Source organism: Agrobacterium sp. 22-214-1 (genome assembly GCF_053522465.1).
Genome location: NZ_JBNWCK010000004.1, coordinates 163,295 through 176,250 on the forward strand (window position 1 = coordinate 163,295; position 12,956 = coordinate 176,250).

Sequence of the window (12,956 nt, forward strand, 5' to 3'; positions counted from 1 at the left end):
ACCCATAACGACAAGCCCCAAGCGGACCACGCTCATGACCACAGAAAAGACCTCCCCTTACGAAATCCACGATGACCGCTTCCGCCATCTGATCGTCGGCAATGCCGAGCTGGAAGAGCTTTATTCCGGCTGCCGCTGGGCCGAAGGCCCGGTGTGGTTTGCCGATCTGAACTGCCTGCTGTTCAGCGATATTCCGAATGAGCGCATGTTACGCTGGGTGCCGGACGGCGGGATCTCGGTATTCCGCCAGCCCTCCAACTTCACCAACGGCAATACCCGCGACCGGCAGGGGCGGCTCGTTTCCTGCGAGCATGGCGGCCGCCGCGTCACCCGCACCGAAGTCGACGGCTCGATCACGGTTCTTGCCGACAGCTACGGCGGCAAGCGGCTGAACTCGCCCAATGACGTGGTGGTCAAATCCGATGGCAGCGTCTGGTTCACCGACCCCACCTACGGCATTCTGTCCGATTACGAGGGCTACAAGGCGGAACCTGAACAGAAGACGCGCAATGTCTACCGGCTCGATCCCGCGACAGGAGAGGTAACGGTCGCTATCGACGACTTCATGCAGCCGAACGGCCTTGCGTTTTCGCCTGATGAGACGAAGCTCTACGTCGCGGACAGTTCCTACAGCCACGATGTCTCCCGCCCGCGCCATATCCGCGTCTTCGATGTGGTGGATGGCGTAAAGCTCACCAACGGCCGGGAATTCTGCAACCTCGACAATGGCCTGCCGGACGGTTTCCGTCTGGATACGGCCGGTAACCTGTGGACCAGCGCCGGCGATGGCGTTCACTGCTTTTCCCCCGAAGGTACGCTCCTCGGCAAGATCAAGGTGCCGCAGACGGTCGCAAACCTCACTTTCGGCGGCCCGAAAAGGAACCGCCTGTTCATCACCGCGACGAAATCGCTCTATTCAGTCTATGTCGCCGCAACCGGCGCGCAAACGCCCTGAGCTACTGAAAAACCGGAGGAAACGGGCCGGGAAGGAACTGGCAAGACGGCTTCACCGCGCTATAAAAGCGGAATGAATGACGATTCCAGCCCCTTCCTGACCGACGACATGGCCGAGGACGGCGACACGCCGGCAGTCGAGCCCACCAGCCGCATGCTTTCCTGGGCGCGCAATTCCGCTCTTTACCGGCTGGAACAGCGCATGATGACGGAAAAGCAGCTGCGCGACGCCATCATGCGCAAGGCGCGGGAAAAATTCGAGGATATCAGCCCGGCGCAGGTCAGGGCGCTCGGGGAATTTGCCGTAACTTTCGCTTATGGCATCAAGGCGCTCGACGACACAGCTTTCGCGGAAATCGCTGTGCGGAGCGGCCAGCGCAGCGGCAAGTCGAAACGCGGGCTCGCGCAGAAACTTCAGATCAAGGGCATCGCCCGGGAAACGGCTACGGTCGCGTTGCAGGAAACAAACGATCTCGTCGCGGCCGTCATCTTCGCCCGCAAGCGCGCCTTCGGGCCGTTTCGCCGTGTCGAACTGGACGAGAAACGCAAGGCCAAGGAATTCTCCGCTTTCGCCCGTAACGGCTTCGGCTTCGAGATCGGCGCGAAGGTCATGGCGATGACCTTCGAAGAGGCGGAAGAGATTATCGCTGAAGCACCGCTCTGACCGCTATTGCGGCATGGGATGCGTTTTCAGATAGGCGATCAGATCCGCAATATCGGTTTCGCTCCACAGCCCGAAAAAGCGCATCGCATTTCCCGGTATCGCCTTTTTCGGGCTGGCGATGAATTTTTGCAGTTCCTCCTCCGACCACACCCGGCCAGCCGCGCCGGCATCCTTGAGCGCCTGAGAATAGTGGCCGTAATCGGCCACGGAAGCCATCGGCCTGCCGACGACACCCATCAGATGCGGCCCCATGCGGGTGCGTGGCGTGTCGATGCTGTGACAGGTGGAACAGCGGCTGAAGACTTTCTCCCCATGGGCCGCATCGCCCTCGGCAAAAGCGGCTGTCGCCAAAAGGAAAGAACAGGCGGTCACTGCCGCCACACTTCTGAAAGTGGACATCATGGCCCGGATAATACAACGCCCTCTCCGTCTGACAACGAAGAGGGCGTTTTTTGATATGCGACAGAATGCCCGACCGAGGCCGGGCACTTTGCCGATCAGTTCATGGCCGTGAGCGTCACGGAGGTGCCGGTGGCGGCGAGGTTGAGACCAACCTGACCCGTCACGCTGACCGTCTGCAGCTGGATGGAGCCGGACGTGCCGCCAACGAGAACGTTGGTGCCGACGCCGAGACCGACGGTGACTTCAGCCGTTGCGCCCTGATAAAGGCCGCCGAGCGAACCGCGGTGGTAACCGGCAGTCGGGGCGAAAACGGCCCAGACCAGACGGCCCTGCGTGGTGAAGCCGAGGTCGACACCCATCTTGCGGATGGCGCCGGTGTAATGGTCGGTGCGACGGGCGCCCATGGTGGACTGGAAGGTGCAATCCAGTTCCTTGGCCGAGCCGAGAACGTAACCGACGCCGCCGCCGATATCGCAGGTGAGGTAACCGATCTTGACGCCGTTGCGATCGTCCTGCTCCTGCGGAGCCGGCTCATATCTTGCAAGGTCGGCAGCGAGGGCGGATGCGGTTCCGCCGAGGCCCATCGTCAATGCGGCAAAAGTTACGGCAACAGCCTTTTTCATCTGATTTTCTCCTGTTTTATTCCTACCCGCAGCAGCCCTTCTTGCCCTCTCCGGATATTGAATTCCGCACTGTTAACGTTTGTTCCCTGAAATCGATCCAAAACAACTTAATTGGAGGCGATGAAAGCGGAACGGTTAACAATGTCTAATGGCGGTAGGATGCCATTAAGACATTGTTAGGGCGGGAAATGCGTGCGGAATCGCCATCAACAGCCAGCGTTGCCGGCCGTTGTTTTGCTGCAACAACCTCAAAGCGGCAGGGCGACGGGAAAGCCGGTGGCGGCATGGGTCATGACATCCATGCGAACGCCATAGATGCGCTGCAGCGTCTCCGGCGTCATGATCTCCTGCGGCGTTCCCCGTGCAATCAGCTGGCCGGAATGAAGCGCGACGATCTCATCGCAGAAGCGTGCCGCCATGTTGACGTCGTGCAGCACGACGATGACGCCGAGACCCTTTTCGCGCGACAGTCTCTGCACCAGCGAAAGCACCTCGATCTGGTGCGCCATGTCGAGTGCGGAGATGGGTTCGTCGAGAAGCAGGCTTTCGGCGTTCTGGGCCACCAGCATGGCGAGCCATACGCGCTGGCGCTCGCCGCCCGAAAGCGTATCCACCAGCCGGTCGCGGAAGGCGACGGTGTCGGTGAGTTCGATGGCTTCGTCCACTTTCTCCTGATCGGCTTTGGTGAACTGCCCAAGCGCGCCGTGCCAGGGATAACGGCCGAGCGCCACCAGTTCCTTGGCCAGCATGCCGGAGGCGGCCGGCGTATATTGCGGCAGATAGGCGAGCTTTCGCGCAAATTCACGATTGCCCCAGGCGCCGAGCGCCTTACCCTCGAATGAGACCCTGCCCGCCGTCGGCTCCTGAATCCGTGCGAGAATCTTGAGCAACGTGGACTTTCCCGAACCGTTATGACCGATCAGGCCGATGGTCTTGCCGGTCGCAAAACTGGCCGTCAGCGGCTGCAGCAATGTCCTGCCCGGCACTTCCATCGTCACGCCGTCGAGAGAAAAAAGCGGAATATCGTCATAATCGACGGCAAGTGCTGCCTGACCCATGGTTCTCATCTCCGTACATCGTTCAAAAAATTCATCATCGCTTGCCTGAAAGCCAGATCAGATAGGGCGCGCCGGCAAGCGCCGCAAAAAGCCCGAGCGGCAGCTCATAGGGAAAGGTGACTGTCCGTGCGCCGAGATCGGAAAGCGCCATCAACACCGCGCCGAAGAGGAAGGAGGCGAAGAGATGATCGCGCGGCGTGGTGAAACCGGCGCGAAGCGCAATATGCGGCGCCATCAATCCGACGAAACTCAAGGGACCGACGAGCAGCGAGGCAGCCCCGGTGGCAATGCCCGCCACCGCGATGACGGTGATGCGCGCCGCGCCGAGCGGCAGGCCGAGGGAGAGCGGCACATCGCGCCCGAGCGGCAGGATCGTCAGCCAACGCGTGGCCGATAGCGCGCCCGCCAGCAGCACGATGGAAAGAATGGCGAGAAAGATCGCCGAAGCCGGTGTCGCCGTCGAACCCGAGCCGCTGAGCCAGGCGAGGATCTGCCATGCCCGCTGGTCGCCAATGGCAAGCAGCGCCGAGAGAACGGCCGAGCAGAGCGAACTGATGGCAATGCCCGCGAGCAGGATTTTTTCCGGCGCGAGGTGCCGGCGCATGGAAAACAGCAGGACGAGGATCATGACGGCCGCAGAGCCGATGCCGGCGCCGCAAAACAGTTCGAAAAGACCGGCGGCCGGAAAAATCGTGATGGCGGCGGCAAAACCGAGGCCTGCACCGCCGCTGACGCCGATCACTTCCGGGCTTGCCATGGGATTGCCGGTAAGCCGCTGGAGAAGCGCTCCCGCCATGGCCAGAAGACCGCCTGCGGCCACGGCCGCCACCAGCCGCGGCCAGCGGAACGGCAGCAGGCTTTGCAGATCGTCAGCCTTCAGCACCGTCCAGCCATCGGGCCCCTTGCCGATGGCGAGCGCTGCAAAAACCAGCCCCGCCATGACGGCCAGTACCGGCAGCAGGGCCGTAAGCCGGCGTCTTGTCGCCAGCTCGACGCCTTCACCGCGATGCACATCGGTCGGCCGGATTTTCGGCAGCAGCCACAGAAGCAGCGGGCCGCCGATCAGGGCCGTTACCGCGCCGGTCGGAAAAACTTCGGCCGTCGTGCTTGCCAGAAGCTGCACGAGACCGTCGCAGAACCACAGCAGCAAACCGCCCAGAAGCGGGGAAACCAGGAGCACCGAAGACGAACGCCGCACACCGAGCGCCCGGGTGAGCGCAGGTGCTGCAAGGCCGATAAAGCTGACGAGACCGACCGCCGAGGCAACGAAGGCGGCCAGCATGACCGCGACGGCGGCGACCGCCAGCCTGATCGAAAACAGCGAGACGCCGAGCGATCGCGCACCGGCATCGCCGAGACCGAGGACCGTCAGCGGCTTAATCAGCAGGCCGGTCAGAACGAGCCCGGCAACAAGCTGAAACGCGAGGGACAAGGCGTTCGACCAGTCCTGCTGGCTGAGCGAGCCGCCGTTCCAGACGACCAGCGACATCAGATATTCGCCCTGTGCCAGCGTCAGCGCGGCGGAAACGGACGCGGCGGTGATGCCGACCAGCAGCCCCGACACCACCATGGTCACCGGCTGGAAGGAGCGTCGCCAGCCGAGAAGAAACACGATGCCGGCCGCACCGGCAGCGCCAACGAGCGCAACAAAAGCGCGGTTGCCATCCAGCATCCACGGAAAGAACAGGGTGGCGATGACGATGGCCAGTTGCGCGCCGGCCGAGATGCCGAGCGTCGAAGGATCGGCAATCGGATTGCGCAGCAATTGCTGGAACAACGCGCCCGACAGGCCGAGCATCGCCCCCGCCAGAATGGCGACCGCCACGCGCGGCATCAGGCTGAAGGCGAAAATCACCTGATCCATCGACATGGTGGCGGCATCGAACGGCAGGCCGGGCCATGCACCGAAAGGCAGCCGCAGCAGCCCGGCATGCAGGGACAGCCCGCAGGCCAGAACGAACAGCAGCCCGAAGAAAAGCTGGAGAGGCCGCGCCGTCACAGGGCTTCTCCCTGCGCCGAGAGCGCTTCGGTCAGAAGCCGCGCAAAGCGCATGCCGGCGGTGATGCCGCCATAGGGGCCGACATTGCCGAGCGTGACCACCCGGTTTTCCCGCACGGCAAGCAGCGCGCGCCATATGGCGCTGCTGCGCAGGGTTTCCCGCGCCTCGACCGGGATATCGGAGACGATGACGATGCGCGCATCGGGCGAAGCGGCGAGGTTTTCAAGCGGCACCGGGGCCGCGAAGGTGAATTGCGAACGATCCACCCAGGCATTGGCGAGCCCCAGCCGGCCAAGAACATCCCCGAACATGCTATCCGCACCGAAAGCGCGAAAATGCCGGGCGTCGCCGATATTGATCACATAAGTCGGCCGCGCCGCAAAACCGGCAAGGCGGGTCCGCATGGCTTGCAGCGCCGCTTCCGTTTCGTCCAGAACCCTGCGCGCCTCATCGACCCTGCCAAGCTTGTCGCCAAGGGCTGAGACCGCCGCCAGCGCCTTTGCGAAAGGCGGCTCGCCCTTCACGTAAAAGGGCAGCGAGAAGACCGGGGCAATCGCTTCCAGCCTGCCGGTATAACGGGTGTAGAAGGGCGAAATCAGAATGAGATCGGGTCGGCTCAGTTGCAGAAGCTCGAAATTCGGCGCACCGCGCAGGCCGAGATCGGCGACGGTTGCAGGGATTTCCGGCTCGACCGCATCCACCCGGAACTGGATGAGCTCGGTCGCCGCCACTGGCATGACGCCGAGCGCAATGGCGGTTTCCAGCATGGCCCAGTCGATGGCGGCGAGGCGTGGCGTGACCGCCGCCTGCGCCTTGCCAGCAAGAGCCGAAGCAGCGAGCAGGCCTAAAAATTCCCGCCGCCCCCAAAGGGGGGACATCCATCGATCCTTGCGCGTCATGCCCCTGCTGCTTCACTTTGATATGGCGTCACCAACGATAGGTCAGCTTGCCCATAACCGTTCTTCCGTCACCGTAATAGCATCCGAAAGTGGAGCAACTAGAAATATATTCTTTATCAGTCAAGTTTTGCACCAGAAGCGAGGCGCGGTAGCCGTTCTTCTCGTAATGCACGCCGAGATCGAGCAGGGCGAGGCCCTTCATCTCGAAGGTATTGGCGGCGTCGCCATAGCGTTTTCCGACATAACGCACACCGCCGCCGATGCCAAAACCCTCAAGGGCGGTATCTTCCGGGAAAGTGTAATCCAGCCAGAGGCTTGCGGCGTGCCGGGGCGTGCTGTCCAGCTCCTTGCCGTTATTCACGCGGCCGGAGACCTCGCTGTCCATGTAGGTATAGGCCGCGCGCAGGTCGAGCCCGTCGGCAAGGCTTGCGACGCCTTCAAGCTCGAGGCCTTTCACATGCGCCTCGTCCATCTGCTGCGTCACGCCGCCCACCGTCGTCGTGACGTTTTTCTGTGTCAGATCGTAGACCGCGGCGGAAAAGAAACCGTCGAAACCCTCGGGCTGGTATTTGACGCCCGCCTCCCATTGTTCGCCGGTGGTCGGTTTCGGCGCATCGCCGACAGCCGGCTGCGGCACCGGTTCGAAGGAGGTCGCGTAGCTGACATAGGGCGCGATGCCGCCATCGAACAGATAGCTGACCCCGACGCGGCCGGTCAGCTTGTGATCGTCCTTGTCGAGCGAGCGGTAGGTGGTGCCGTTGAAGGTCGTGCCGCTGGTGCTTGCCCAGTCCTGCCGCAGGCCGGCGGTGACGCGCCAGTTCTCGAAGGCGATCTCGTCCTGCGCATAAAGGCCGATCTGGGAAATATCCGTCTTCACATCGGCATAAAGCGTGCGCGAGGTGAGGCTGATCGGCCCGCCATAGACCGGATTGACGGGATTGAGCGGCGTCGCGGCCCAGAATTCGGTTTTGACGTTATTGTCGAAATAACGGTAGTCCAGCCCCACAAGCAGGGTGTGGTCGATCGGCCCCGTGGAGAACTCCGCCTGCAGGCTGTTGTCGATGTTGAAAGTGTTCAGCAGCTCGTCCTGGAACGTCGCATTGCGGCGGATGAGATTGCCGATCATGCCGCCGCTGGTCGAGGACATGCCGAGCGCGCGGTAGGACCAGTCGAAATTGGAATAACGCGCATTCTGCCGGAAGGTGAAGGTCTCGTCGAAACGGTGCTCGAATTCATAGCCGATATTGGTGAATTTGCGGCTCGACGTATCGAAGGACGGATCGCCGACATAAAAGCTGCGATCCAGCATATTGCCGGGTCTGAGATAGGTCAGCGCCGGCGGCAAGCCGGAGGGCGAACTCGGATTGTCGTGCTGATAGGAGGCAAGAACCGTCAGCTTCGTATCCTCGTCCGGCTGCCAGGTCAACGCAGGCGCGATGAAATAACGGTCGTTCTGCAAATTGTCCGTCTGGGCATGGGCGTTGCGCGCAAGGCCGGTCAGGCGATAGGCGAAACTGTCGCTATCCGCCACCGGGCCGCCAATATCGAACATCGACTGGTAATAGTCGAAGCTGCCGATCTGCACACCGACTTCGCCGAACCGTTCGAAGGTCGGCCGCTTGCTGATGAGATTGATGAGGCCGCCGGGATTGCCCTGACCGAAAAGAACGGAAGCAGGCCCGCGAATGACTTCCACGCGCTCCAGACCGTAGATCTCATAGGAGGGCGCACCGGCGGTGCGCATCAGCCGCAGACCGTTCAGGAACTGCAACTGGTTTCCCTGAAACCCGCGAATGCGCGGCGCATCGAAACGCGGATCCGCCCCAAACGGCTGCGCGACGACACCCGGAACATAATTCAGCGCCTCGCTGAGATTGCGAACGTTCTGAGCATCCATCTGGTCCTTGGTGATGACGGATACGGATTGCGGCGTCTCGATCAGGGATCGCCCGGTCTTGGTGGCGCTGGCGCTGGTTTTCGCCACGTAGCCCTTCACCGGCGCCTTGGGATCCTGATTTTTGGCGCCCTCCACGGTGATGGTCTGCAGCACCGTCGTACCGGCCTCCTGCGCAAGGGCGGAAGCCGGGGCCAAAATGGCCACATATGCGATGACGGCGCAACCGCCAGCCAGAATGGAAATGTGTTTGGTTTTTCCCTGCACCCCAAGACCCTTCATCACCCGCGCCACCATAAGGCGGTATTTTTCTGGAGAATTTAAGTCATCTTATTACGCAAGGGACGGATTGTGATCCAATAAGCGCAGCCGGTTTTTTTCAGAACTATTGATTATGAAAATTCACGACGATAATAGCTTGAAATTATTCAAATCTGCCGGAAAGGCCGTGACGATGGGCAGGAAACCGGCAAGCCGGGCAGAAACATTCGAATTGCGCCACCTGCGCTATTTCACCACGCTGGTGGATGAGCGCAATTTCGAGCGCGCCGCCGCCCGCCTCGGCATTGCCCAGCCGGGCTTGAGCCAGCAGATCATGGCGCTCGAGCAGATTGTCGGCATGCCGCTTCTCGACCGGACGCGCCGCTCGGTGAAGCTGACCACGCCCGGGCAGCTTCTCTACGAGGATGCCCGGAAGATCCTCGCCAATGCCGAGGCGACGCTTGCGGCGCTCAAACGCGTCGACCGCGGCGAAACCGGGCGCATTTCCATCGGTTATGTCGCCTCGGCCGCCTATTCCGGCCTGATGATCCGGTCCATCGCCAGTTTCCGCGCTTCCCATCCCGATGTGGAGCTGCAATTGATCGAAATGGAGATGCGGCTGCAACTGGCCAAGATTGCCGACGGCAATCTGGACTTCGCCTTCATCCGCCCGCCCGCGCCCGTTCCGGAAGGTGTGACGACCCATGTGGTGCTGCGCGAACCGCTGATGGCCGCACTTCCTGAAAACCATCCCCTGGCCTTTGCGCTGCAGGTCGATCTGAAAAACCTTGCCGGCGAAACCTTCATTACCCCGCGGCAACCGCCGGATGTCGGCTTTCACTACAATACGATAGAGGCCTGCAATGAAGCCGGGTTCCAGCCGGCGATCACGCCGGAAGGCAGGGACTACACCACGATTGCCAGCATGGTGGCCATCGGCCTCGGCGTCGCGCTGGTGCCGCGCTCGCTTAATTGCCTGAGGTTGCCCGGTGTGCGCTACGTGCCGCTTGCCGCCAGTTCCACGACCTCGGACCTCGCCATCGCCCACCGGAAAACGGAAGCCTCTCCCGCCGTCAGGGCCTTCATTCTCCATATGCGCAATTGAAGCGGGCAGCAGCAGCCCGTCTGCCGATCCCGTGGACGAAAAATCCGCCATCACCCGTTTGCGCCGCGTCGGCGGCAACAGGCGGGGGCGGCGTAACCGTATGGGATTGCGAAAAGAATGACGCTCTTGCGGGCAGGCCCAACACGAGGCCGAAATTCTGTCCGGATATTTCCTGTCCCCGCTTTTCCCCGTGGCCGGAGCGCACCCCATAATCGCGGCAGATTTCGATTTACGGGAGACAGCAATGGCTGAGACTTACGAACACCACGCCGCCGGCCTCGAATCCCCGGCATCCCACGCTTTCGATGTGGTTCCGGACGATACGAGCCCGCTTCCTTCCCCCACCCGCGCCATCTATGTGGGCAATGGCGGCCATCTCTGCCTGACCCTGCTTTCCGGGGCGACGGTGACCTTCCAGAACCTGCCCGCAGGCAGCCTGCTGCCGGTCAGGGCCACGCGCATATTTGCAACGCGCACCACCGCCACAGGCATCGTAGGCCTCAATTAAGGGCTCTATCGTCTCGACTATCTGAAACACCACCACCGAGCGGCCACGACGGAGTGTGACACTTTCATGACAAGCTTTCAGGTTGATGTCAGCAAAATGACGCATCCGCCATTGATCGGCCCATGCGGCAGCCTGGACGGCGGTGTTTTCGCCCCGTCTCCGTTGCCGCCGGCCTATTGGAAATCTGGTGGATCTGACAGTGGCTCTTTTTACCGCGAAAGCGACGGGAACAGTAACATATCGTCCGGAAATCGGCAGCGTGCCGCTCAGCCTGCTGACGGCGGCCTATCTGCTGTTTTTCACGAACCGGACATTCTGGTCGAAGGTTCACACCTATCTTTCCGCCTATCCGGTCGCCATCGTCGCGCTTTATGCCGCCATGGCCGCCTTTCTCGGCGCCCTCATCATCATTTTTTCCGCCAAATATCTCATCAAGCCGTTTTTGATCTTCGTGATCTTCGCGGCGGCGGCCGCTTCCTGGTTCATGGATCGCTACGGCATCGTCATCGACAGCGACATGATCCGCAACGCCATGGAGACAACGCAGGCGGAAGCCGGCAATCTGATCACGCCCGGCTTTCTCTGGCACATGGCGATTTACGGACTGGTGCCGTCCCTCCTCATCGCCGCCGTCCGCATCAGACACCGGCCGATCCTCGACAAGCTTTTGTGGAACACGATCAGCATCCTGATCTGTCTTTCCATCGCCGGCATCATCAGCTTCGCCAATTCCAAGACCTTCACCACCGCCGTGCGCCAGCACAAGGATATCGTCAAAAGCGTCAATCCCCTGTCGCCGATCATGTCGGCCATTCATTATTTCACGCTGGCGGGCAAGGAAGTCGATATTCAGGTCAGCCCGGTCGGCGGGGATGCGAAAATTCTGCCTTCATTGGGCGGCGTCCGCAAACCCCGCATCACCGTCATCGTCGCGGGCGAGACCGCGCGGGCCGCGAACTTTTCCCTGAACGGCTATGGGCGCGATACCAATCCCGAACTCGCAAAACGCAGCGTGATCTATTTTCCGAACACGACCAGCTGCGGCACCGCGACGGCGATTTCCATTCCCTGCATGTTCTCGAAGTTCCCGCGCTCGCAATATAGCCACAAAAAGGCGCTCGCCAATGAAAACGTCATGGATGTTCTCGTCCATGCCGGGGTCAGCGCGACATGGCTGGACAACAATACCGGCAGCAAGAACGTGGCCGACCGCATTCCCTATTTCGACCTACCCTCCACCAATGACAGCCGCTTCTGCACCGGCGGGGAATGCCGCGACGATATCTTCTTCGACAAGCTCGACTCCTGGCTCAATAACGTCACCAGGGACAGCGTCATCGTGCTGCACCAGATGGGCAGCCACGGGCCGACCTATTATCTGCGCTATACCGACGAATTCCGTAAATTCACCCCGGATTGCCGCACGGCCGAGCTTGGCAACTGCTCCGACGCGGAGATCGTCAACTCCTATGACAACACGCTTCTTTATACCGACCATTTCCTCTCCACCGTGATCGACAAGCTGAAGGCCCGCTCCGACAGGCTGGCGACGGGCATGATCTACGCGTCCGATCACGGCGAGTCGCTCGGCGAGAACGGCGTCTACCTGCATGGTGCGCCCTATCTGCTGGCGCCCGACCAGCAGACCCATGTGCCGTTTCTCGTCTGGTTCGACGACGACTTTGCGAAATCCATGGGGCTCAACAAAGCCTGCCTCGTAAAAACCGCGGCGGAGGGCGGGCGCTCGCACGACAATTATTTCCACAGCATCCTCGGCATGATGAACGTCTCCACATCGGTCTACGATCCCTCGCTCGATGTGTTCGGCGGCTGCACCCAGCGCCAGAACAGCTGAAACACCGTGCTTGACGCTTATCCGGAGAAAGAGATACGCAGGACGAAGCGATAGAGGGAGCTGTCTTGCGGGTTCTGCTTGTTGAAGACGATCATGTGCTGGGCGAAGCGCTGCGGGACCATGTCGCGGCGGCGGGTCATGCTGTCGACTGGTTCAAGACACTGGGCGACGCCATGGCGGCGACGCTGACGATGGGTTATGGCCTCATCCTGCTCGACATGCGCCTGCCGGATGGCGAGGGCATCACCCTTCTGCAAAGCCTGCGCCAGCGCGATGACGCGACGCCGGTGATCATTCTGACGGCCCATGACCAGGTCTCCGACCGGATTGCCGGGCTGAACGCCGGTGCGGACGATTATCTGGTCAAACCTTTCGATCTCAACGAGCTTTCGGCCCGCATGCTGGCGGTTTCGCGCCGTTACGAAGGGCGCTCCGCTCCCGTCATCCGCCTACCCGGCATCGAGATCAACCAGGTGGCGCGCAATATCACGGTCGATGGAACGGCGCAGACGCTGAGCGCCCGGGAATGGGCCGTGCTGGAAAAACTCGTCGAACATCCCGGCGCGGTCGTCTCGAAAGCGCAATTGCACGACACGCTTTACGAATTCGGCGCGGAAATAGAAAGCAACACGGTCGAGGTCTATATCAGCCGGCTGCGCAAGAAAATCGGCCATGACCGCGTCGAAACCGTGCGCGGCGTCGGCTACACCATCCGATAGTCAGAACTACAAGCA

General features: G+C 61.5%; 12 protein-coding genes. 6 read left to right on the plus strand and 6 right to left on the minus strand.

Translation table 11 applies throughout. The annotated features are described in order from the left end of the window. The first annotated feature begins 34 nt into the window (after positions 1-34). Both ACQZ5G_RS16870 and recX read left to right on the plus strand, forming a co-directional pair. Positions 35-955, plus strand: coding sequence for an SMP-30/gluconolactonase/LRE family protein (locus tag ACQZ5G_RS16870; RefSeq protein WP_448738349.1), 921 nt, complete (start codon positions 35-37; stop codon positions 953-955). 72 nt (positions 956-1,027) lie between these two features. After that, entirely contained in the window at positions 1,028-1,618 is a 591-nt protein-coding gene (gene recX / locus ACQZ5G_RS16875) for a recombination regulator RecX (protein ID WP_448738350.1), read from the plus strand. A 3-nt stretch (positions 1,619-1,621) separates the two neighbouring features. On the opposite strand, the gene ACQZ5G_RS16880 is transcribed toward recX, so the two are convergent. The 6 genes from ACQZ5G_RS16880 to ACQZ5G_RS16905 form a co-directional block, all read right to left on the minus strand. Further along, a complete protein-coding gene (locus ACQZ5G_RS16880; RefSeq protein ID WP_448738351.1) occupies positions 1,622-2,020 on the minus strand; it encodes a c-type cytochrome in 399 nt (132 codons plus the stop codon). 95 nt (positions 2,021-2,115) lie between these two features. Continuing rightward, positions 2,116-2,643, minus strand: coding sequence for a DUF992 domain-containing protein (locus ACQZ5G_RS16885; protein ID WP_003522107.1), 528 nt, complete (start codon positions 2,641-2,643; stop codon positions 2,116-2,118). Positions 2,644-2,891: 248 nt separating this feature from the next. Further along, positions 2,892-3,701 (minus strand): ATP-binding cassette domain-containing protein, encoded by an 810-nt coding sequence (locus ACQZ5G_RS16890; RefSeq protein WP_035263594.1) that lies wholly within the window; start codon positions 3,699-3,701, stop codon positions 2,892-2,894. 34 nt (positions 3,702-3,735) lie between these two features. After that, a complete protein-coding gene (gene fhuB / locus ACQZ5G_RS16895) occupies positions 3,736-5,700 on the minus strand; it encodes a Fe(3+)-hydroxamate ABC transporter permease FhuB (RefSeq protein WP_448738352.1) in 1,965 nt (654 codons plus the stop codon). Then, positions 5,697-6,599 carry an iron-siderophore ABC transporter substrate-binding protein gene (locus ACQZ5G_RS16900; protein WP_448738353.1) on the minus strand — a complete coding sequence of 301 codons (903 nt, stop codon included), beginning with the start codon at positions 6,597-6,599 and terminating at the stop codon, positions 5,697-5,699. Before ACQZ5G_RS16900 ends, fhuB begins: the two co-directional genes overlap by 4 nt. Before the next feature lie 28 nt (positions 6,600-6,627). Then, positions 6,628-8,790 (minus strand): TonB-dependent siderophore receptor, encoded by a 2,163-nt coding sequence (locus ACQZ5G_RS16905; protein ID WP_448738354.1) that lies wholly within the window; start codon positions 8,788-8,790, stop codon positions 6,628-6,630. Between the two features lie 157 nt (positions 8,791-8,947). Here ACQZ5G_RS16905 and ACQZ5G_RS16910 point away from each other — a divergent pair, with 157 nt between their 5' ends. The 4 genes from ACQZ5G_RS16910 to ACQZ5G_RS16925 all read left to right on the plus strand — a co-directional run bounded on the left by ACQZ5G_RS16910 (position 8,948) and on the right by ACQZ5G_RS16925 (position 12,941). Beyond that, positions 8,948-9,859 carry a LysR family transcriptional regulator gene (locus ACQZ5G_RS16910; protein ID WP_059756184.1) on the plus strand — a complete coding sequence of 304 codons (912 nt, stop codon included), beginning with the start codon at positions 8,948-8,950 and terminating at the stop codon, positions 9,857-9,859. 244 nt (positions 9,860-10,103) lie between these two features. Then, a complete protein-coding gene (locus ACQZ5G_RS16915; RefSeq protein ID WP_059755951.1) occupies positions 10,104-10,367 on the plus strand; it encodes a spike base protein, RCAP_Rcc01079 family in 264 nt (87 codons plus the stop codon). A gap of 187 nt (positions 10,368-10,554) precedes the next feature. Further along, a complete protein-coding gene (locus ACQZ5G_RS16920; RefSeq protein WP_448738355.1) occupies positions 10,555-12,222 on the plus strand; it encodes a phosphoethanolamine transferase in 1,668 nt (555 codons plus the stop codon). Positions 12,223-12,287: 65 nt separating this feature from the next. Next, positions 12,288-12,941: a response regulator transcription factor gene (locus tag ACQZ5G_RS16925; RefSeq protein WP_020010073.1), complete on the plus strand. Its 654-nt coding sequence runs from the start codon at positions 12,288-12,290 to the stop codon at positions 12,939-12,941. Positions 12,942-12,956 lie beyond the last annotated feature (15 nt).